Below are 22,564 nucleotides of genomic sequence, written 5' to 3'. Positions count from 1 at the left end.
AGTTGACACTATTAAGCTCTTGCTTTACCCCTCCCGGAGAATCAAATAATTAAGCCGTCTTGGGTATAGTAAGTTAGGAATATATGGGTTCTGTATTTATTCATACAGCAGAAGTCATAAGTCAGGATTAAAACTGGCTTTGTGCATAGGCCTTAATTGAGATTTTGTACCTCCTAACTACGCCGTCTGATGTAACTATAGAACCCATTATTTTCAACACAAGTACACAGGAGTTGATTTCCAGATTTGCGGATGGCGATCGCTATAGGCATCACTAAAAAGTTACCAAACCATGTCCCTACAACTCCTAAATAATTTATAAAATACATATAGGTTATTATGTTTACTTTAAAACGCTGGTGGGAATACAAAGGATTACAAATAGGATTATTAGCCTTAGTTGTAGGTAGTTCCTGGACACTCAGAGAGACAAAAGGAGCATTGTTACGGGAGATTTACCAAGGAATCACCAGCCCATTACAGATGCTACAGTCAGGAGCAATTCCTGAACAAAATATTAAAGATGCAAGATTTTTAGAATTACAAACTCGCATCGTTGATTTAGAAAGCCAAAATCAGAAATTAAAAAATTTACTGGGCTATGTAGAGAAACAAACCTTGCCTCAGAAACCAACTATAGCACGGGTGGTAGGACGCAGTGCAGATCATTGGTGGCAACAGGTGATTTTGAATCGGGGGACTGCATCAGGCATTCAAGAAGGTTCTATTGTCAAAGCCGATGGTGGATTGGTAGGTTTAGTAGATAGTGTGACAACTAATACTAGCAGTGTATTGTTAATAAGTGATTTAAAAAGTCAAGTAGGCGTAACTATCAACCGCACATCAGCTAAAGGAGTTTTACAAGGTGATGCTTCCACTGAAGGTGTGTTAGAGTTCTATGAAAAAGTCCCTAATGTTAAAATAGGAGACTTAGTATCTACCTCTACTTATAGTCAGAAGTTCCCGGCTGGTTTAGCCATAGGGAAAATTAAATCCTTAGATCTAAAGAAACTTCCAGCCTCAATCGCTAAAGTAGAGTTATTTCCGTCAATTAGGTACTTAGATTGGGTAACTGTTTATCCTCAGTCAGACAAACAATATTTAGAAACTCCGAATGTGACTAAGTAGGTGGGCGTTAAAAATTGTCGTTGGGGCAAGGGAACAGGGAACTCTTAACTGGGAACAGGAAGAGAGTTTTGAGTGATTTTACTTTTCTTCACATACCTTTAAATTTTTCTGTTCACCTACTTAAATGATGAATATGCAACCTACCTCTGTCATAACGTTGTCATAAAAATTTATAAGAAAATAGGCTAAAAACCCTTGGGGGCAAGTTTTGGAGCGTGGCGGAAAAACTTAACTAATTGGACAAAAATATTTACAGTCATTGCGAGCGAAGGGAAGCAATCACAACCCTTGGAATTGCTTCATTTCACTTCGTTCCATATGGCTAACGCCACGCAACGTTTACGCAATGACATTGTGTAATTAATTCTGTCCCACTACTTAACTGTTCTTCCCTCCCCTACCCCCCCTACCCTATTTAGGGTATCCTAGAGGCGTATCCTCAATGGTCTTCTCTTGAAGTATTGATAATTCTCTTAAATTATTCCTACAGTTGAGGGAAGAATCTATTGATGAAGATTTAACTACCCAAAATCCTATACTGTACCTCTTTAGGAGTAAAATTGGATATTATCTAGTTCAGAATCCTGTTACTAGGTCAATTTTATTGCTAAATTTTGATCAGATAACATATTTACAACTCTCAGAGGTGAAACCAGTTAAATAATTCGGTTCTCTACTTGGATATTTTGTCCAAATTTTGGCTTTAAAAGAGGTAAGATAATGGCTATACATAATTATGTACCTCAAAGATGTTAGCGAAATTACCAGTTGATAATTGCTATAATCTATTCTTCCCTCTAACATTCTTATCTATTATTAGGTGTAAATTTTTATGGGTTCTCCAATGAATCGTCTGTCTATTTTTGTAGACGGAAACAATATGTTCTATGCTCAACAAAAAAATGGTTGGTTTTTTGACCCCCGGCGCGTTTTAGAATATTTCAAATACGAACAGTCAGACACTACATTAATCAATGCCTTCTGGTACACTGGATTAAAAGACCCTCAAGACCAACGAGGTTTTCGAGATGCCCTTATCAGCTTGGGATATACAGTCCGCACGAAAATTCTCAAAGAGTATTATGATGACGCTTCGGGTCGTTACTCTCAAAAAGCGAATTTAGATATTGAAATTGTCGTTGATATGTTTAATACGGTAGATCAATATGACAGAGTTGTATTATTTAGCGGAGATGGTGATTTTGAAAGGGCTATCGAATTATTACGCTCCAAGAATACTCATATTACAGTAGTATCAACTGAGGGCATGATTGCCAGAGAATTACGTAATGCTACTGATAGATATATAGACTTGAATGATATTAGAGATAGAATAGAAAAAACTGACGGTTAACTTAACTTAGCTTAGTATTTATTCACAAGTCTCAAAGTTAAAAACTCTGATTTCAGAGTTCCAGTTATTTTATCAAGCAAGAATTTAGGAATTAGAAGTCGGTGATGATTATAAATTCTCTAGGACTGACAAATCAAACCACATTTGATTAATTCTAATTCCCTAATGTTCTTTTATTCAGCCCACTCTCAAAACTCACAGAGGTTAAGCTAATGAGCAAGCAAACCGATAGAATTATCATTTTTGACACCACATTGCGTGATGGAGAACAGTGTCCTGGAGCAACTCTCAACATAGACGAAAAGCTAGTTATTGCTAAACAATTAGCACGCTTAGGAGTAGATATTATTGAGGCTGGCTTTGCTTTTGCTAGTCCTGGAGATTTTGAAGCAGTGAGCAAAATTGCCCAAACTGTGGGGACAGAAAATGGTCCGGTAATTTGTAGTTTGGCTAGAGCCAAACATGATGATATCAAAGCGGCTGCGGAGGCTATCAAACCTGCTGCTAAAGGGAGAATTCACACTTTTATTGCTACTTCTGATATCCACCTGCAATATAAGTTAAAGAAGACTAGACCAGAAGTGGTGGCGATCGCTGAAGAAATGGTAGCCTATGCCAAAAGCTTCACCGATGATATCGAATTCTCTCCTGAAGATGCGGGACGCTCTGATCCAGAATTTTTGTATGAAGTTTTGGAAAGAGCGATCGCTGCTGGAGCCACAACTGTTAATATTCCTGATACCGTAGGATACACCACCCCCAGCGAATTTGGGGCAATCATTAAAGGCATTACTGAAAATGTCCCCAACATTGACAAAGCCATTATTTCCGTTCACGGACACAATGATTTAGGTTTAGCTGTTGCTAACTTTTTAGAAGCTGTCAAAAATGGCGCTCGTCAACTAGAATGTACCATCAATGGCATTGGTGAAAGAGCCGGCAATGCAGCTTTAGAAGAGTTGGTAATGGCTTTGCACGTCCGGAGACAATATTTTAATCCCTTTTTGGGACGGGCTGAAAATTCCGAAGCATCACTCACCAATATTGACACCAAACAAATCTATAAAACCTCGCGTTTGGTTTCCAATTTAACGGGAATGTTGGTGCAACCAAATAAAGCCATTGTCGGTGCAAACGCTTTTGCCCATGAATCTGGAATTCATCAAGATGGGGTATTGAAAAACAAACTCACTTATGAGATCATGGATGCTCAATTAATTGGTTTATCAGACAACCAAATAGTATTGGGTAAACATTCTGGTAGAAATGCTTTTCGTACCCGCTTGAAAGAATTGGGCTTTGAACCATCAGAAACAGAACTGAATAAAGCCTTCGTCAAATTCAAAGAAGTAGCAGACAAAAAGAAAGAAATCTCTGATTGGGATTTGGAAGCGATTGTCAACGACGAAATCCAACAAGCACCAGAGTTATTCCGGGTAGAGTTGGTACAGGTTTCCTGTGGTAGTAATACTCAACCCACTGCTACAGTAACACTCCGCACTCCCGACGGAGAAGAATTAACTGATGCAGCCATTGGTACTGGTCCTGTAGATGCGGTGTACAAAGCCATCAATCGGGTAGTGAATGTACCGAATGAATTGATTGAGTTTTCCGTACAATCTGTCACCGGAGGAATTGACGCTTTAGGAGAAGTAACAATTCGCCTCCGCCATGAATCCCGTGTATTTTCTGGTCATGCAGCCAACACAGATATTATTGTAGCATCGGCTCAAGCTTACGTAAATGCACTAAATAGATTGTTTTCAGCATTACAACAGGAAGTGAAGGAAGAAGTCACAGCATAGGCACATATATATCTAGATCCCCGACTTCTTTGAGAAGTCGGGGTTCTTTTTAGGAACTACGGTCAGAAACGGTAAGTTCTACCGAGATTGCCTGTGGAGCGGGCAAACAAGATTGGAAGTCATTCTAAGACCGCGATGAAGCAGGAAATAAACACTAAGATTATCGCTGTCCAGATGTGTCTAGACTTTGGTAATTTTGGGTAAGTTTTATAGAACGGATCTGTGAATCTTGACTACTTTTGAATTAATTCCAGCGACTGAGATAAAACTTCTTGTTCATTGACCATAGCTGCTAATTCTTCTGTTTCATAACGTCCCTCATAAGCTTCTAGCGCCGCTCTTTTTAGTGCTACTTGATATCCTTGTTGGAGAATTTCCATTAATTCTCTTTGATTCAAGTAAACACCACCAGATTTGCGGCGCTTGTTAATTTTATTGATTTCCCGCACTGCATTTTCTATGGAAAGTTCCCAAGAACGGGTAGAACGTTTTTCGGCTTTTTGTTTGATTAGATGAATCAGTAGAATTACGCCATAACTATCAATTTTATTGATTTTATCACTGAGGCTCATTTCTTCTAATTCATCCACTAATAGTAAAGCTTCATTGATTTTTCCTTGTTCTAGGAGTTGTCTAATTTCTAAGAGTTCTTCCATATTAGATTTTTCGCTGTATATGAATCATTTATTTCTGTTTTAGCTGATCTTCTTCGCTAGTACCCTCTAAATTCTAAACTTAAGACCATCTAAAAGAAAAACCCCTACATTAGTTAATTAGAAATTCCTGCCAGAAAAAGGGTAAAAATAAAGAAATTGTTATTCACATAACCAATGCAGCTTATCAGTGCAACTGTTCCCATATTAGCCACAGCCACAGAAACCGCAGACAGTTCTATGGTATTAGCCGCTGTGCTATTAAGCTTAGTCGTAATTTACTTTGCCAGCAAAGTTGGGGGAGAATTAGCCAACAAAGTCGGTTTACCCGCAGTTTTAGGTGAACTTGTCGGGGGTGTAATTATCGGTGTCTCCGTACTTCATCTGTTAGTATTCCCAGAAGGTGGTACAGACGCTTCTAATTCCTTAATCATGACCTTCTTGCAACTCACCGCTGGGTTAACCCCAGAAGCCACACCCCAGGTGTTTGCAGCGCAATCCGAGGTGGTTTCGGTTTTATCAGAATTGGGTGTAATTATCCTTCTGTTTGAAATTGGCTTAGAATCCAACCTCAAAGACCTCATGGCTGTTGGTGTTCAAGCCTTCGTAGTGGCTACAGTTGGGGTAATAGTCCCCTTTGCGGCGGGTACAGTGGGATTAATGACCATATTTGGTATCACCGCTATTCCCGCAATTTTCGCCGGTGCAGCTTTGACAGCAACTAGTATTGGAATTACGTCCAAAGTGCTTTCCGAATTAGGACGGTTGAACTCCAAAGAAGGGCAAATTATTCTTGGTGCAGCCGTTATTGATGATGTCTTGGGAATTATCGTCCTGGCGGTAGTTGCCAGTTTAGCCAAAGATGGTGTAGTTGATGTCGGTAACGTCGTTTATTTGATTATTAGTGCGAGCGCTTTTTTAATTGGGGCAATAGTTTTTGGTAATGTCTTTAATAAATCATTTGTAGCGATCGCCGATCAACTCAAAACCAGAGGCGAATTAGTCATCCCCGCCTTCATTTTTGCCATAATCATGGCTTACTTCGCCTCTGTCATCCATTTAGAAGCCATTCTTGGGGCTTTTGCCGCCGGGTTAGTTCTCGAAGAAACCGACAAACGCAAAGAACTCCAAAAGCAAGTTATCCCCATTGCTGATATGTTAGTTCCCGTCTCCTTCGTCACAGTCGGTGCAAAAACTGATTTAGGAGTCTTAAATCCAGCCATTCCCACCAATCAAGAAGCCTTAATCATGGCAACTTTCCTGATTACAGTCGCCATCATCGGTAAAGTAGTGACAGGCTTAACAGTATTTGGTCAACCGGGGATTAACCGCTTGGCTATTGGTGTGGGGATGATTCCCAGAGGTGAAGTCGGCTTAGTATTTGCTGGTGTCGGTGCAGCTAGTGGTGTCCTCTCAAAACCATTAGGAGCAGCAATTATTATGATGGTTATTATTACCACATTCATCGCTCCTCCCCTGTTGAGATTTGTATTTCCAGAATCAAACGCCGCCACAAATTTAGACAGCAATTCTGGCAAAACATTAGCAGTAGAAATACCACCATCTCTCATCACCACAAAAGATGATTAGTAATTTGAATTTCACCTCAAATTCTGCTGTAAATCCCACAGAAGATAGTTGAAAATTTTCTCTGCTGTGGTTTCCACATTTACTATATAAGGAGGTTGGAAGAAACTTCTCTCATCCAATCTCCGTCTTCTGTAATCTTGAAACACTCTAATTTTAAAATGGTTATTATTTCTACCTTTAATTAAATTTACTTTTGGTTTACTTTTGGTTTTATAAAACTTTCCTTGTTTCCCATTCTATTAGCCTTGATAATGTTCTGTATTCCTATTTTTTTTCAGACCAGTTTTTACAGATTGAAGATTTTTGTAGTAATTATAGAGAATACCCCGCCAAACTATGTCATTAATTGACAGTGGTGGGTGTTTTTTGTATGTGTCTATATTCATTATTAATTATTAATTCAGCTAAGGAGAAAAAACCGTGAAAATACAATGGTTAATACCTACTACCTTTGGTACTGTACTGATGCTATCATCGCCAACTTTAGCCGCAAAATTAGAATCTTGGCGATTTGATCGTCATCAAAATCTATTAGAAATTAATACAAATGGTGCTGTCAAACCACAAGCACAATTAGTTTTTAATCCCACTCGCTTAGTCATTGATTTACCAGGTGTTAAATTTGGACGTTCCCAATTAACTCAACAAATAGGCGGAGGAATTCGGGAAATTCGCATTGGTCAATTTGATGAAAAAACAACAAGAATAGTTTTAGAAATAAATCCTGGTTATACTCTAGATCCTCAACAAGTAAAATTTGTCGGTAAAAGTGCTAATCGCTGGACAGTGAAATTACCAAAATTAGAACTTGATGCTAACTCAACAGCTAATAATACTAATAATAATTACAATCTAGTCGGCATAGACTCCCAGACGAAACCTGAATTTTCACCAATTACTAGAACTGCCAGCAGTAATAAAGGTACAATTCAACTCGAAAATTTGCAAATTACTGGTGATGGCTTTTTTATCCGCACTAATGGCGGTAATCCTCAAACTAAAATCATGAGAAGCCGTGATAAAAACACAGTATTTATTGACATTCTTAGTGCAACTTTATCACCCAATTTAACACAAGGAAATTTGGCAGTTAATAAACACGGTGTGGACAATATTGGATTTACCCAATTGCAAACAACACCAACATCTGTCCGCATGACGTTAAAAGTAGATGTAAATAGTCCTGACTGGCAAGTAACCTCCAGTAGCAGCGGTTTAATCATCCTTCCCTCCAGGGGAATGATAAATGCACCTGAAAATGAGAATTTTCCCCCTACCAGAAACAATAACGGCTCAATTTCGACAATTGAATCTATAGAACTTACTGACAATGGCACACAATTATTAATTAAAGCCAACCAAGTTATATCCGCTACCACAGGTTGGGATAAAAGTTCTGGTTTGTTCCGTATCACCATTCCCAATGCCAAATTAGCCACCGAAGTCAAAGGCCCTACTTTTGATGCTAATAGTCCTATTATCAAGCTCCGTCTGCAACCACAACCGCCAAATACTGTAGTTATCTTGATTCAACCTGCATCAGGTGTTACACTAGGTGTACCCAATCAAGTGGGAGATAAACTTCTGGTTCTAAAACTGCAACGATATCGTCAGATTAGACCACCCATGAATTTGCCCCCTTTATTACCACCCAGACAACAACTACCTGACCTCAAACCCAGACAACCACGAATTACCCAAAGGCGCGACCTTCGTAAAGGCAAAATAGTAGTTATAATTGACCCCGGACATGGTGGTAAAGACTCAGGGGCAATTGGTATCGGTGGAGTCCAGGAAAAAAATGTTATTTTACCAATTGGGAAAAGGATTGCAGAAGTTTTGGAACGAAACGGTATCCAAGTAATTATGACGCGAGACTCTGACTATTTTGTAACTCTACCAGGACGAGTGACAATGGCACAACAGGCTAATGCTGATGTATTTGTCAGTATCCACGCTAATTCAGCCGGTGAGAGTCGTCCAGAAGTGAGTGGCTTAGAGACTTATCATTACGATAGTGGTTTAACACTCGCTCAAATTGTCCACAGTAAAATTCTGCAAAGTCTTAATGTCAGAGACAGGAAAGTGCGGAAAGCTAGATTTTATGTTCTTCGCAAAACTTCTATGCCCTCAATTTTAGTAGAAACCGGTTTCTTAACTGGTAGAGACGATGCTGCCAAACTGAGAACTTCAGCTTATCAAAATCAAATGGCCGATGCGATCGCCCAAGGCATACTTCAGTATTTAAAATCAAGATAAATAGTCACTCTTATCACCTGTTATCTGATTTATTACCAATGCTAGAGAAATGAACTTGTTGACTAAATGGTAATACTAAACCGATTGTATGCTACAATCCTACGCCATTAGCCGTGTCTTACTACCAACACCAAAATCTTTTACTTGCACAAAGTTAAATTTGCAGCGGTGATGGTCTGAAGATTACCCCATAAGTCGAGATATTGACAAATCCCATCAATAGGAATCAGGAGAAAGGATTGTGAAACTACATTGGTTAATACCTAGCACTTTTGGAACGGTCTTCATCCTATCTTCGCCCGCTTTTGCCGCGAAATTAGAATCTTGGCGGTTTGATACTAATCAAAACCACTTAGAAATCAACACATCTAGCCCAGTCCAACCCCAAGCCCAACTCATTTTTAACCCCACACGCTTAGTAATTGACTTACCAGGAACAGAACTTGGTCGTCCGTCCGTAACCCAACAAATTGGCAGCAAAATCCGCACTATTCGCGTCGGTCAATTTGATGACCAAACAACACGCTTAGTGATCGAACTAGCCCCTGGTTACACCTTCAACCCCAAGCAAGTTAAATTTGTTCCCACCAATGGCAAACGTTGGATAGTAGAATTACCACAACCAGAAATTGCTTCTGGGCAAACTGGAGAACCATCATTACCCCCAACATCCGATAAATCATCTGAACCAACAATAGACCCCAGAAGTATTTACAACGTAGTCACTACCAACCGAATTACTCCATCTAATCGAGAAACCATCCCAGGGGTAGTGCAAATTGATAAATTGCGAGTTACAAGAGATGGGTTTTTTATTAGTACCAGTGGTGGAAATCCTCAACTGCAAATCAATCGCAGTCAAGATAATCGCTCTGTTAATATTGATATCATTGGCGCAGCCCTATCACCAAATATGGGACAACGGAATCTAGTGATTAATCACTATGGAGTCCGTCGTGTCCAATTTAGCCAACTGTCCAGCAGTCCATCTGCTGTTCGCATGACCTTACAGTTAGATAGTGCCAGTCCCAATTGGCAAGCATTAGCTAGTGGTGACAGTGGTTTTGTCGTCATCCCAGATCGTTTAGCTAAATTACCTGAGAATAACCAATCATCCGCACCATCACCGAGTGATTCCCCCGCAATTATTCAATCTGTAGAACTCGGTGGCAATGGCACACAATTATTAATTAGAGCAGACCAAGCCATATCTGCCACCACCGGCTGGGATAGAAGCTCAGGTCTATTTCGCATTACCATTACCAATGCTAAATTAGCTAATCAGGTCCAAGGTCCGGATTTTACTAACAATAGCCCGATTCTTAAAGTCCGTCTCCAACCCCAGTCTGACAATACCGTAATTGTTCTTGTTCAACCTGCATCTGGCGTTAGCTTTGGCGCACTAAGTCAAGTTACGTCTCAATTATTGGCGCTACAATTACAAACTAATCTCCGCGCTCAACGTCCTCCAATTATACCACCTGGATTTCCTGGATCACAAGATCCTCCAGGTTCTAGTACACCACCTCCGCAAACAAGACCTCAGCCCCGTCTACCAGTTCCTAATGGCAAAGTTTTAGTAGTTATTGATCCTGGACATGGTGGTAAAGATTCTGGCGCTCCTGGACTGGGTGGTTTACTAGAAAAGGATGTTGTTCTACCCATTAGTACCAAACTGGCAACAATTTTAGAACAAAATGGTATCCAAGTTGTCCTCACGCGAGATGCTGACTTTTTTGTGGAACTGCAAGGAAGGGTGGATATAGCCAAGCGTGTTAATGCAACTTTATTTGTCAGTATTCATGCTAATTCTGTGGATAATCGGTCTGATGTTAATGGTTTAGAAGTCTATTATTACGACAGTGGTTATGCTTTAGCTGATACTGTGCGACAAGCCATTCTCCAAAATATTAGTACCCTCAAGAATCGAGGCACTCGTAAAGCTAGATTTTATGTGCTGAGAAAAAATACTATGCCTGCTATTTTAGTAGAAACAGGCTATATGACTGGTCGGGAAGATAATCCCCGTTTAGGATCACCAGAATACCAAAGTCGTATGGCTGAGGGCATAGCTAGTGGTATTCTGAATTATTTAAAACAAAGATAATTATCGTCAGTTGTTCTTTGTCAGTTGTTCTTTGTTTTTTCTTGACTACTGACCACTGACCACTGACTACTAACCACAAGAGGAACGCGGTAGCGTTGGGAGCTTCGGGTCTTCAGTCCGAAGGGGAAAACGCACACGGGCGAATTGATTGCCTTCAATATTCGTGATACAATTAAATTGTCACTAAAGACATAAAAAGCTACCGCGGGACTCTCGGAAAGTTACGCTTGTCAGATATGATTTCGCCCGCCAGGGCAAACGAAATCAGGGCAAGAACCCAAATATTTAAGGAACCCTGCCTGAAACTGGGATAACTGAGGGATATAGACTGAAACTCTCTATAGAATCTCCGCGTCTTTAGACCGGAGAGTGTCAAAATCAAAATTAATATTTGCTGTGTATTCATCTTCTATTTTTGATACTTTTTCCCCCCAAGAACCTCAACGCGCTCCGATTGGGGTATTTGACAGTGGAGTTGGTGGACTAACCGTATTGCGACAAATTTATCAACAACTTCCCAATGAATCAATTATTTATGTAGGGGACACAGCCCGTCTTCCTTATGGTATTCGTTCCCAAGCAGAAATACTACAATTTGTCCGAGAAATCCTCCATTGGATGCAGCAGCAACGGGTGAAAATGGCAATTATGGCTTGTAACACCAGTTCGGCTCTGGCATTAGATATAGTCCGTCAAGAGTTTAATTTCCCGATTTTAGGGGTGATTCTACCAGGTGCAAAGGCAGCAGTCCAACAAGGACAACGGATTGGTGTCATTGCTACTCCAGCTACGGCTCAAAGCAACGCCTATCGTCAAGCCATTTTAGAAATTCAATCTAATGTCCAAGTCTGGCAAGTCAGTTGCCCAGAATTTGTCCCACTCATTGAACAAAATCGTATTCACGACCCCTATACCATTGAAATAGCCAAAACTTATCTAGAACCTTTGATTCAGAAAGAAATAGATACTTTAGTTTATGGTTGTACCCATTATCCCCATTTGTCGCCCATCTTGCGATCGCTCCTTCCCCAGCAAGTCAAGCTAATTGACCCAGCAGTTCATGTCGCCGCCGCTTGCTCTCAAGAATTAGATATACTAGGGATCAAGAATACTCATCCACCAATGCCTACCCGCTTCGCTGTCAGCGGTTGTTCCCAGCAATTTACCCAATCTAGCTTACAATGGTTAGGCTATACTCCAATGGTAGAACAAGTATGTTTTGCTGATACCGTCCTCTCTTAAAGCCCAGAAGTAGGGCCTGCGCCCAAAAACTATTAGTCTGTCAACCCGAAAATGACGGGTGAAGGCAAGCAGGGGGAGAAGAGAGGTAGGGGAGGTAGGGGGGGTAGGGGAGGTAGGGGAGGTAGGGGAGGTAGGGGAGGGAAGAACAGAAGTTTTTTCCGATCATTACCCGTCAAAATAAATTTGACAGACCACTAGTCAGAAGCAAACAAAGATATTTATCTCCTCTTTACCCTACTACAACACGGCGTAAACAAACCATTCTAAATCATCAAAAAGCCTATGCTGTCTTCGTTTTGACTTTTGACTTTTGACTTTTGACTTCCGCCTTGCGGTACTGCTCCCTACAAGTTGCTTTCATTGACTATTGACAGCTTGAGTTACATTTGTAGTTAATTCCCGTTGCTGCTTATATTTATCCTGTCCAGAATCAGATCCGCTTTGAGAAACATTTCTTTTGCTTGCTCGCTTTGCTAAAGCCAATAACAAATATACACTAAACAAATAGCCAGCAGCTAAAGTAAATATCATCATAGGCATATTTCTGTAAATCATTGTTCCACCATCTTTAATTACTAGGGAATATAAAATTGCATACAGAACCAGCAGAACTCAATTAATCAAGCACACCTTGATAAATGTAGTTAGCTATACAAAACATTCCAGGCGAAAACTAATTTTCTCTGGTCAATCAATTTATTTTCTTTAATATCAACTTTCCCAGGCTATACATCCGACAGCAGCAATTTTGCTCGGCAGCAAACTCTAACCGCGCTTATCAGCAGTCTACCCAGCCTGTGTTATTGACCTCACACCAATTTAAATAAATGTACGCTAAGACTCAACGTGCGTTGAATACGTTGAGTTAGTTCCATAACTGGAAAAGCACAATTCAACTCAAAAGGCATGGTTATTGCCTAGAATTTAGGGATTATTCCTATTTTCTCTTTGGCGACGAGTTATTTTATACTCACAACGCTATCACGTAAAATCACTGAATGATGGTTTTACGCTGGAAGTGAATAATCTGAAAAACTTAATATCTCTAGGTATTAGCCTAACACAGCCAACCTGAATTTGAAGCTAATTTCTGGACTAAATTTAAAAATTTTTCATTGCTAACCGTCAACTTGAAGTTACCGTCAATGTGTGTTATTTTATTGACATCAAAGTTTTCGTTACTACGCAATTTATTAATTAACAAATTTAGCAAGAACTATTTAACCTTAAGATAGCCTCCGATTATAACACATTCATAATCTAATGTGTGAATAACGCAATAGATATTAAAAATCATCTTGCTGAAGGAAAACTTTGCGCTGACACTGGGTTATCTTAAAATTAAAGAATATGTAAACTTTCGTAACCTAAGTCAGAGTCCGCCCATCCATGACCCCAGCCACCTCCCTGTTTACCCCTGTGGAAGCAGACCTGCAAATACTAGCAGATAACCTTAAACAGCTAGTTGGAAATCGCCACCCCATTCTCTATGCCGCAGCCGAACATTTATTCGGTGCTGGGGGGAAGCGAATCAGACCTGCAATAGTGCTACTTATATCGCGGGCAACCATGCTCGAAGAAGATATTACCCCGCGTCACCGACGACTGGCAGAAATTACAGAAATGATTCACACAGCCAGTCTAGTCCATGATGATGTAGTAGATGAATCAAATGTTCGTCGCGGTGTACCGACTGTACATAGTTTGTTTGGTAATCGCATTGCTGTGCTTGCAGGGGATTTTCTCTTTGCACAATCGTCTTGGTATTTAGCAAATCTAAATAATTTGGATGTTGTTAAACTGCTTTCTGAAGTAATTATGGACTTAGCCGCTGGAGAAATCCAACAAGGGTTAAATCGTTTTGATGCTAGTCTTTCTACAGAAACGTACCTGCAAAAAAGCTATTACAAAACAGCCTCATTAATTGCCAACAGTTCTAAGGCTGCTGGATTAATTAGTGAAACATCCCTAGAAACTGCCGAACACTTGTACAGTTATGGTCGCCATCTAGGTCTTTCCTTTCAAATAGTAGATGATATTCTTGATTTCACCAGTTCAACAGACACCCTGGGTAAACCAGCGGGTTCTGACCTCAAAAGTGGCAACCTGACAGCACCAGTTTTATTTGCTTTAGAAGAAAAACCCTACTTAGAAGTCCTGATTGAACGAGAGTTTGCCCAGGCAGGGGATTTAGAGCAAGCACTGGCACTAGTCCATGATAGTAGAGGTATCCAAAGGGCGAGAGAATTAGCTGCTCACCATGCTAGGTTAGCCACCGAGTCTATTGGTGTTTTAGAACCATCAGCATCACGTGAAGCACTGATGAATTTGACCGACTATGTACTAAGTCGGCTCTACTAAAAAAAAGTTAAGGCGATTTAAGCAGGACTTACGCAACTGGAACATTGGTAGGGTGCGTCAGATATCAACAATCTGTTTATTTGCAGGATTTATACAGTCTGACGCACCCTACAACTACTAAGCAAAATTGAGGGCGATTTAAGATTTGGGATTGTGGATATTAAATTTCCTAAATCCCAAATTTAGTTAGGCAATATTGGGAGGAACTGTTTTTTGGGCTTTAAATTGCTGTAATTGTTGCTGGATCAGCTTTTCTAGCTCAGAACGCCGCACTTCTACAGTATTGGTTAAATTTCCTGGTGTTTCTATAAAAACTATGCTGTGTACTGGTTTCAAAGCTACCAATTGGAATAAAATTTGAGTAACATCCATGAGGGTTGGCAGCAAGTGAGGGTCACGCCCAGCATCTGAGATTAGGGAAACATCTTGTATGGTAGGGAAAGCGTAAATAACTTGCTTTTCTATTCCTGGATTTGCGCGATTGCTCAATGTAGTTAAAACCCAATCTTGCTCAGAATTTTGGAGAATAAAGTATTGGTAGTGGTTTAACTTTTGGGCAATGGCGACTAATACAGGGGCGATTGATACCATAATCTTTGGTGTCACGCCATCCTGGGGTGCATTGTCTATCAGCAATTGAATTTGTGCTTCTAAATCCATCATGATTTGTAAATGACTTTTGGATAATGGCTAAAACATGAGCAAGAAAATATCCCACTAAATTGGGATTTGTCAAGTTCAATCTGCTTATGCCACATATCCTCACTGTAAATTGGTTTGCGTTTGACTTGTACACAACAACCATGAAACTATTATCCAAAGTCTAACAAGTCGTGTCCAAAGTATGTTAGGGTCTTTTTGAGAACTGGGACTATGAATTCAACAGCAATCGCAACTAATCAGGGGAAAATTTCTATCAGCGTGGAGGTCATCTTTCAATTCCTATTTAGGGAACTTCAACAGTCAACTAAGGCTTCGGAGCAAAATTGTCACGATGTGTCGGTGAGAATTACTAACGAAGTTCTGCGAATTTGCAATGAAAGTAAACGCATTCAAACTTCCGGGTCTGTAGAAAGTTCAGCCATGAGCCTAGCTAAACATCGGTTACAACAGTGTATTCGATACTATCAGTTAGGTTCAAGTCGTGGAAGGATAGAATTACACAGCACACTGAGTGCTATTGTTTATCGTTATATTAATCCCCCTCACAAGCAATTAAGCTATCAAGGGCGGTTGACTATCATTGAAGATTTTCTCCAGAGTTTTTATTTGGAGGCTTTAAATGCTTTTAGAAGGGAAAACCAATTAGCTCCGACCTATCGCCCCCAGACTCTTTTAGAATTGGGAGAATACATGGCATTTACCGAACGATATGGTAAACGTCGGATTCCACTCCCCGGAAGGCAGCAACAGCTAATTATTTTGCGGGCGCAAACTTTTTCCAAGCAACAGCCTTTAGAAACAAGTGTAGATATAGAACAGGCATCAGAGGGTGGTAGTGGTGAGTTTGACGGTTCTTGGGAAGAACCAGCTATCCATCAATTGCGCTCGGCTATGGCTATGCAGCCCGAACCAGAAGAAGATACCCTGCGCTCGGTTGTGATTACTGAATTAATAGATTATTTAGAAGAAAAAGAACAATCTGACTGTGCTGATTACTTTGCTTTGCGTCTTCAAGATTTATCAGCACCAGAGATTGAGTCAATTTTAGGTTTAACATCTCGGCAGCGTGATTACTTACAGCAACGGTTTAAATATCATTTAATTCGGTTTGCTCTTTTACATCGTTGGGAATTGGTTCATGAGTGGTTGGAAGTTTCTTTACCCACTAATTTGGGTTTAACTCCGATTCAATGGAAAACTTATCTGGCACAACTAGATGATAAACAAAAGTCTATCTTAGATTTGAAGCAGCAAGGAAAACCTGACGAGCAAATATCTAAGATATTAGGCCTGTCAATGGCACAATTACAGAAACGTTGGTTGAAGATTTTAGAACAAGCTTGGGAAATTCGGAATTCTTTAGTGTCCGGATCTAGTGCATCTACCCATGAATGGTGACTTGTGAATCTTCACAAAATGATCAACTTGCTTGGGTATTGAAAAATCATAACTTCAACACTTACGGGTATAGCTTGTTATAATGTGAGGAAATTGACGGGGTAGATATTCATTTCAAGATGGTAGCCAAATTATTGGTGAACTCAGATTGATAAGAAAAGCCCCAAACCTTTCAATTGGGAGAAATTCCTACTGTGCAAGAACGTTTTCAAGCTATTCTTAAACGTCGTTTACAAGACCAAGTAGAAAAAAATCCGCCGTTGTTCCCTTGGGAAACACAATCAATGGAGTATCCCGACTGTGTAGAAGAACAATCTCTGGGTTTAGTTCCTGTTTGGGGGTGGACTGTCCACCAATCTAAGCTAAATTTGCCTATTCCTTTGCCTGAAAAAGTTTTTTGGCAATTGCTAGAAAAATGTCAGGTGTTATTGACATCTTCTTTACCTCTGGGAGCTAAGTTAGTTCAGGTGGTAGAAAGTATGTTCCCTACAGATGCTCAAGCTATTAATGATTTGGCTGGGTTAGTCCTGAGAAGCTCTTATCGTTCTGCTGATACTTTGACAGCTACGGCTGATGTTGAGAGTGATTATTTTGATTTATTGCCACGTCAACAAATGGCTTTGTCTTTAATGGCAGCCAAGCAGTTGTTGGAAAATTTAACTTTGCCAATTTCATTGACTCAGCCACTGGTAGAGAAACAATGGCTCACTACGGTGGGGACTTTGAGTATTCGAGTAGAATTACGGAATTTAGGTAAATTCATCAAGTTGACGGTTCAGGGTGAATTACCTACGCCGGGGATTTTACAACTCCAGGGTAATGATACTCAAGAATTTGTGAAATCTGAGACTTCAGAAATACCAGTTGTAGAGTTACAAATTGATAGAAATCAGCCAATTTATACTTTGGCAGTGGAGTTCCCTGAATTAGATCAACAGCCTTTGTTGTTGGCTATTCAGGTGAAAATCTAAGGTAATATTGCCTATCTAGGAGTTAGATGGGAGCAATAGACATCTCTAAAAAAGATGCTAGAGACATTCTATGGAACGTCTCTACAAGGGTTTCAGGTCAAGCATCTTTAATTTCTGGAGATGTCTAATGGCAACTAATGGATCATAATCTTGCTGAATTTCCTGGTTTTAAAACTTAGTTCTCTTTGCAATCAACAAGATCAATTCAATATTTAGCTATGAGCGGGATACTTGTACTCTCAGGGAGTCTGAAGCTAGGATAGGGGGGAAGTTGAAAACGAGATGATAGTTTTCTACCTAGTATAGTATCCGCAGCGTCTACATCATAGCTTTGCTTATTTGAAAATGTTTAATTTGTCTAGGATTAATCGGTTTTGGCGTTTACCGTTAGGTAAGCAGTGGCAACCAACTAGAGGAAAATCGCCAGTCAAAGAAGTGGAAGATTCGATTCCTTTGCGAGCGCTAGTGATGGTACTGGTAATTTTGGGGATTGTGGCTACGGATATTGCTGGTGAGACTCAATTTAGTCTGTGGACTGTTCCACTGACTGTGGTGGGAACGTGGTGGAGTTATTACCGTCGTCGTGATTCTAATATTCCGATCCAGTTTTGTATTGCGATTGGAATGTTGTTGGCTTTGGGGGCTTTTTTTGGGCGGTTTATTGGTAATTGGAATGATACTCGGCTAAGTTTGGCGGAGTTATTGATTCAATTGCAAGTATTACATAGCTTTGATACGCCTCGGCGGAAGGATTTGGGCTATTCGATTGTAATTGGGTTGATTTTGGTGGGTGTGGCGGCGACTTTGAGCCAAACTATGGCTTTTGCGCCTGTGTTGCTGTTGTTTTTAGCGATCGCTCTCCCCACTTTAGTGCTGGATTACCGATCTCGTCTAGGGTTCAAGCCATCAACTTCGGAAAAATCTGCCAAAAAGAATAATCCTAATTTCAATTTTAAGGTTCTAATTTTAAATTTTTTGGTGATTGTGGCTTTGGGACTGGGGATTTTTGCTATTTTGCCTCGGTTTCCTGGTTATCAACTGAGGTCTTTTCCTGTAAGTGCGCCGCTGAAAGTCCCAGATAATTTTACAGGCAGGAGTATTATTAATCCCGGTTATGTCCGTGAAGGTAAGGGTAATGGTCAAGGTAGTGGTAATGATAGTGGTAGAGGCTCAGGAATGGCTGGTGAACCAGGAAAATTAGATAATAATTTTTATTACGGTTTTAATAGCGAGATGAACCAAAATCTGCGGGGAGAGATGAAACCCAAGGTGGTGATGCGGGTGCGATCGCAAGCTGAAGGTTTTTGGCGCGTTCTAGCCTTTGACAATTACACAGGCAAAGGTTGGAATATTTCCCGTAATGATCAAGTTACCACTCTCAGACAATCACCTTGGACTGCCCGGATTTCTATTGATCCTCCACCATTCACGACTCTCACCAAAGAGGTGGTGCAAACTTACAATTTGGTGTCGGAATTGCCTAACCTGATTCCAGCGATGTCCTATCCCAAAGGCTTGTATTTTCCCACTCCAGCCATAGCCATTGATCAGGAAGATGGTTTACGTGCGCCAGTGCAGTTGTCAGAAGGGCTAACATATACAGTTGTTTCAGATGTCCCTTACCGCGATCGCTCTTTATTGGTTAAAGCCTCAACTAAATACCCAACTAATATTAAACAGTATTATCTGCAAATCCCACCAAAAATTGCCGATAAAGTCCGAAAACGAACCGAAGAAGCACTGGCTAGTTATGATCAACAAAGGGTTTCCCGTTCTCCAGGGACTAAAAGCCTAGATTCGGCTTACGAAAAAGCTCTTTATTTAGCCCAGTATGTCAAACAAAATTACACCCTACCCACCAATCCCTTGGACTTGCCTTATTTGGATGAAAAGGATGATTTAGTAGAAAGCTTTTTATTCAAAAATAAAGGTGGTTATCCCGACCATTTTTCCACTGTATTAACGATTATGCTACGTTCTGTAGGTATTCCATCACGGCTAGTGGCGGGATTTGCCCCAGGAGAATTTAATCCGTTTACGGGGATGTATGTTGTCCGCAATACAGATGCCTATGCGATGACAGAAGTTTATTTCCCCAAGTATGGCTGGTTTACCTTTGATCCAATTCCTGGACATCCTTTGATTCCCCCTTCTATCGAAGAAGATCAAACTTTTAGTGTGCTGCGTCAATTTTGGAATTGGATAGCTGGTTGGTTACCTTCACCAATTACAGCTATTTTAAATACTGTGTTTGGGACGATATTTAGCTGGTTATTCCAAGGGGTAGCTTGGTTCTTAAGTTTATTTACTAAAGGTTGGTTAGGAATATTAACCGGCTTAATCGTGGGGACAATCGCCGCTTTCTTCGCTTGGCTGGGTTGGGGACAATGGCGGAAGTGGCTTAACTTGCGTTGGTTAAAGAAATTACCGCCTATGGAAAGACTGTACCAACAAATGCTACAATGGACTGCCAACAAGGGTTTAGGTAAGCATCCTAGTCAAACACCCCTAGAATATGCCCAGCTTGCATACCAACACCATTCTCCAGAAATAGCTGAGGTGATAGATGAAATCTGTCATGCTTATGTGAGTTGGCGTTATGGTGGACATACTCCCAACTACCAGCAATTACAACAAAAATGGCAAGCATTAAAGACTTCCAAATAAAAAAATAAATAAGTTGGCGTTAAACAATGAATATATGTAACGAAATGTAAATTCAACAAATACCCTATAAATATGTTATTTCAGGGTTTTTACCCACATTTAGTATAAGTAAATATACTCAAAGTATTTTTAAGGGCAGGTTATTTTGTCTCCGATATGATTTTTGGCGTTGCTGAATTGAGGTATGAAATTGAAAAATCAAAAAAAATGAAACTCTTACTCTCTGCGACTGGAGCGCCTCTGCGTGTTCGCGCAGCGTGCCGTAGGCATAATAAAATCATACTCTTAATCAGCAACGCCTGATTTTTTATCTTAAAATACCTGCTGAATGAGGAGTGCATAGGTTCTGTCCCTACAATTCTGCATATATCATAGGGAATATTTTTAGGAGATTTAGCGGATAATACAGCTAAAAAAAGCATTAATTATGAAAAAACTCTGGCTAACGTGGTTTAAATCGTTGTAACTACCATTCTTTAGCGATAACATGGGAATAAGTTTACTACGAGCTTTTCATTTTTCGTTTAGCTGAAATCTTTTTTATGGAAATTCAATTAATCAATATCGGTTTTGGTAATATCGTCTCTGCCAACAGAGTCGTTGCCATCGTTAGTCCAGAATCTGCTCCCATTAAACGGATTATTACCGATGCTAGGGATAGAGGTCAATTAGTTGATGCTACCTATGGAAGACGGACTAGGGCAGTGATTATTACTGATTCTAGTCATGTTATTCTCTCCGCGATTCAGCCAGAAACAGTAGCCAATCGGTTTGTCATTTCTCGTGATCATCATGTTGTAGATAATTAATCATCGGCATAATTATCAACCCAATTCTATTTGTACCATATCGGCTGTAGGATATGAATAGACTGGATTTCTGTCACCAGTGCTACAAATTCTTTAGTCTTGATGCTATTTTGAAGAGTGAGGATGAGAAATACTGGCGCAAAAGCTTATACCACAGGTATTTAACCATCTCAAGTCCCAAGTTCAAAATGGTATTAGTTATTTTAGTCGCTAACACAAGACTAAGGAATCATTTGTATTTATTAATTCACTCTTTTCACGGATAATGCAAGTCTTACCTACCCATAATGGTGCAAATACGAAAGAATGTCTGCCTCTGGGCAAACTAATTGTTTTAACCGGTCCGAGTGGAGTCGGCAAAGGTACATTAATGAATGAAATTCTCCGGCGTTATCCAGAATTGCATTATTCAGTATCTGCAACGACTCGTTCTCCCCGTCCGGGAGAAATCAATGGTAAAAACTATCACTTTATTAGTCGGAGTCAGTTTGAACAGTTAGTTACTCAAGGCGAATTTTTAGAATGGGCAGAATTTGCTGGTAACTGTTATGGTACACCCCGTGAGGCTGTGCTGAATCACGTTCAAGCTGGTAAGTTGGTGGTGCTAGAAATTGAGTTAGCAGGAGCAAGACAAATTCGTCATACCTTTCCTAGCGCTCTCAGTATCTTTATTTTACCACCTTCATTTGCAGAATTAGAAAAGCGGATACGCGGGCGCGGACAAGATGCGGAAGAGGCTATTTCTCTTCGTTTGCAACGTGCTGAAGAGGAAATTGTCGCTGCTAACGAATTTGATATAAAAATTATCAATGATGATTTTGAGCAAGCTGTAAAGGAAATAGAGAAGGCGATTTTTGAATAAATATCTGGTAATGGGTAATGGGTAATGGGTGATTGGTAAACAAATTCTCCCTCTTGCCTGTTCCCTCTTGCCTCTTGCCTCTTCCCTAAATGGGTAATAGCCCAAATTAGCAACTATTACCCATTACCAGTCATCAAATTAACCCAATAAACCTTGGATTAATCCAGAATTACCTGTCAAGAAGAACGCAACTACTGCGCCACCGATACCACCAATTAAGAAAGCGCTGGCAAAATTATTCCAGCTTTCCTTAGAGTTGAAAGCATCAACAGGAGGATTGGGTACAGCAACACTAGCAAGAGCTTTATCAGGATTGCTATTAGCGTATAAAGATAGACAAGCAGTTAAAATTACAACCAAGCCAATACTGCCCAGTAAACCAGCTAAGTTAGCATTAGGGGCATTGCGTAAGGGACCTAACTTATCGAAAGGTCCAAATAACAAATAACCATGAGCCATACCAACTTCTAAACCACGTCTAAAAGGATTTAGACCGGGGCGATAAGCTGGTAAATTGCTAATAAACCACTTCACCAAAGGGGCGGAATTGATGGGGGTTTCTAGGTCGCCTTTTTGTGGGTCACGTCCTGCTGCTATTGCCATAACTATTGTTCGATTCCTTGAATCACTGTTGTTAGTTTTTTAAGGCATGAAACCCGTAAATTATAGTTAAGATTACGAGTTTCATACATTAT

At 40.2% G+C, this 22,564-nt stretch carries 19 protein-coding genes; 13 read left to right on the top strand and 6 right to left on the bottom strand.

All coding sequences use genetic code 11. The features are described 5' to 3' along the window. Nucleotides 1-173: 173 nt before the first annotated feature. Nucleotides 174-329, bottom strand: coding sequence for a hypothetical protein (locus AN486_RS04840; RefSeq protein WP_168634844.1), 156 nt, complete (start codon nt 327-329; stop codon nt 174-176). A 10-nt stretch (nt 330-339) separates the two neighbouring features. On the opposite strand from AN486_RS04840, the gene mreC reads away from it, so the two are divergent. From mreC to AN486_RS04825, 3 genes are all read left to right on the top strand, one after another. Then, entirely contained in the window at nt 340-1,128 is a 789-nt protein-coding gene (gene mreC / locus AN486_RS04835; RefSeq protein ID WP_053538566.1) for a rod shape-determining protein MreC, read from the top strand. 832 nt (nt 1,129-1,960) lie between these two features. After that, a complete protein-coding gene (locus AN486_RS04830; RefSeq protein WP_027402274.1) occupies nt 1,961-2,482 on the top strand; it encodes an NYN domain-containing protein in 522 nt (173 codons plus the stop codon). Nucleotides 2,483-2,694: 212 nt separating this feature from the next. Further along, nucleotides 2,695-4,287: a 2-isopropylmalate synthase gene (locus tag AN486_RS04825; RefSeq protein ID WP_027402275.1), complete on the top strand. Its 1,593-nt coding sequence runs from the start codon at nt 2,695-2,697 to the stop codon at nt 4,285-4,287. A 233-nt stretch (nt 4,288-4,520) separates the two neighbouring features. Here AN486_RS04825 and AN486_RS04820 read toward each other — a convergent pair whose 3' ends face one another. Next, complete coding sequence (locus AN486_RS04820; protein WP_027402276.1) at nt 4,521-4,943, bottom strand: DUF29 family protein; 423 nt, start codon at nt 4,941-4,943, stop codon at nt 4,521-4,523. A gap of 174 nt (nt 4,944-5,117) precedes the next feature. On the opposite strand from AN486_RS04820, the gene AN486_RS04815 reads away from it, so the two are divergent. Further along, nucleotides 5,118-6,530: a cation:proton antiporter gene (locus tag AN486_RS04815; RefSeq protein ID WP_290599470.1), complete on the top strand. Its 1,413-nt coding sequence runs from the start codon at nt 5,118-5,120 to the stop codon at nt 6,528-6,530. A gap of 239 nt (nt 6,531-6,769) precedes the next feature. Here AN486_RS04815 and AN486_RS04810 read toward each other — a convergent pair whose 3' ends face one another. Further along, entirely contained in the window at nt 6,770-6,916 is a 147-nt protein-coding gene (locus tag AN486_RS04810) for a hypothetical protein (RefSeq protein WP_199924399.1), read from the bottom strand. 34 nt (nt 6,917-6,950) lie between these two features. Between AN486_RS04810 and AN486_RS04805 the strand changes: the two genes are divergently transcribed. The 3 genes from AN486_RS04805 (at nt 6,951) to murI (ending at nt 12,138) form a co-directional block, all read left to right on the top strand. Next, entirely contained in the window at nt 6,951-8,789 is a 1,839-nt protein-coding gene (locus tag AN486_RS04805; protein ID WP_290599469.1) for an N-acetylmuramoyl-L-alanine amidase, read from the top strand. 241 nt (nt 8,790-9,030) lie between these two features. Further along, the gene (locus AN486_RS04800; protein ID WP_053538568.1) at nt 9,031-10,896 is read left to right on the top strand and encodes an N-acetylmuramoyl-L-alanine amidase; all 1,866 of its coding nucleotides are present in this window, start codon (nt 9,031-9,033) and stop codon (nt 10,894-10,896) included. Between the two features lie 396 nt (nt 10,897-11,292). Beyond that, complete coding sequence (gene murI, locus AN486_RS04795; RefSeq protein ID WP_053538569.1) at nt 11,293-12,138, top strand: glutamate racemase; 846 nt, start codon at nt 11,293-11,295, stop codon at nt 12,136-12,138. Nucleotides 12,139-12,495: 357 nt separating this feature from the next. Here murI and AN486_RS04790 read toward each other — a convergent pair whose 3' ends face one another. Then, the gene (locus AN486_RS04790) at nt 12,496-12,693 is read right to left on the bottom strand and encodes a hypothetical protein (RefSeq protein WP_053538570.1); all 198 of its coding nucleotides are present in this window, start codon (nt 12,691-12,693) and stop codon (nt 12,496-12,498) included. A gap of 834 nt (nt 12,694-13,527) precedes the next feature. Here AN486_RS04790 and sds point away from each other — a divergent pair. Then, complete coding sequence (gene sds, locus AN486_RS04785; protein WP_053538571.1) at nt 13,528-14,499, top strand: solanesyl diphosphate synthase; 972 nt, start codon at nt 13,528-13,530, stop codon at nt 14,497-14,499. Between the two features lie 186 nt (nt 14,500-14,685). On the opposite strand, the gene AN486_RS04780 is transcribed toward sds, so the two are convergent. Then, entirely contained in the window at nt 14,686-15,159 is a 474-nt protein-coding gene (locus AN486_RS04780) for a hypothetical protein (protein ID WP_053538572.1), read from the bottom strand. Between the two features lie 213 nt (nt 15,160-15,372). On the opposite strand from AN486_RS04780, the gene hetZ reads away from it, so the two are divergent. The 5 genes from hetZ (at nt 15,373) to gmk (ending at nt 21,869) form a co-directional block, all read left to right on the top strand. Next, entirely contained in the window at nt 15,373-16,560 is a 1,188-nt protein-coding gene (hetZ, locus tag AN486_RS04775) for a heterocyst differentiation protein HetZ (RefSeq protein WP_053538573.1), read from the top strand. Between the two features lie 194 nt (nt 16,561-16,754). Further along, nucleotides 16,755-17,531: a PatU gene (locus tag AN486_RS04770; protein ID WP_234413338.1), complete on the top strand. Its 777-nt coding sequence runs from the start codon at nt 16,755-16,757 to the stop codon at nt 17,529-17,531. 345 nt (nt 17,532-17,876) lie between these two features. Then, nucleotides 17,877-20,198: a DUF3488 and DUF4129 domain-containing transglutaminase family protein gene (locus tag AN486_RS04765; protein WP_199924400.1), complete on the top strand. Its 2,322-nt coding sequence runs from the start codon at nt 17,877-17,879 to the stop codon at nt 20,196-20,198. A 542-nt stretch (nt 20,199-20,740) separates the two neighbouring features. Continuing rightward, nucleotides 20,741-21,007 carry an extracellular matrix/biofilm regulator RemA gene (gene remA / locus AN486_RS04760; protein WP_015080662.1) on the top strand — a complete coding sequence of 89 codons (267 nt, stop codon included), beginning with the start codon at nt 20,741-20,743 and terminating at the stop codon, nt 21,005-21,007. Nucleotides 21,008-21,272: 265 nt separating this feature from the next. Continuing rightward, nucleotides 21,273-21,869 carry a guanylate kinase gene (gene gmk, locus AN486_RS04755; protein ID WP_053538575.1) on the top strand — a complete coding sequence of 199 codons (597 nt, stop codon included), beginning with the start codon at nt 21,273-21,275 and terminating at the stop codon, nt 21,867-21,869. Nucleotides 21,870-22,007: 138 nt separating this feature from the next. Here gmk and AN486_RS04750 read toward each other — a convergent pair whose 3' ends face one another. Beyond that, nucleotides 22,008-22,472: a photosystem I reaction center subunit XI gene (locus AN486_RS04750; protein WP_039203683.1), complete on the bottom strand. Its 465-nt coding sequence runs from the start codon at nt 22,470-22,472 to the stop codon at nt 22,008-22,010. Nucleotides 22,473-22,564 lie beyond the last annotated feature (92 nt).

The sequence above is a fragment of the Anabaena sp. AL93 genome, from assembly GCF_001672085.1.
GTDB lineage: Bacteria > Cyanobacteriota > Cyanobacteriia > Cyanobacteriales > Nostocaceae > Dolichospermum > Dolichospermum heterosporum.
The sequence above is the reverse complement of the archived record's forward strand: the minus strand, read 5'-3'. Positions and strand labels throughout refer to the sequence as shown.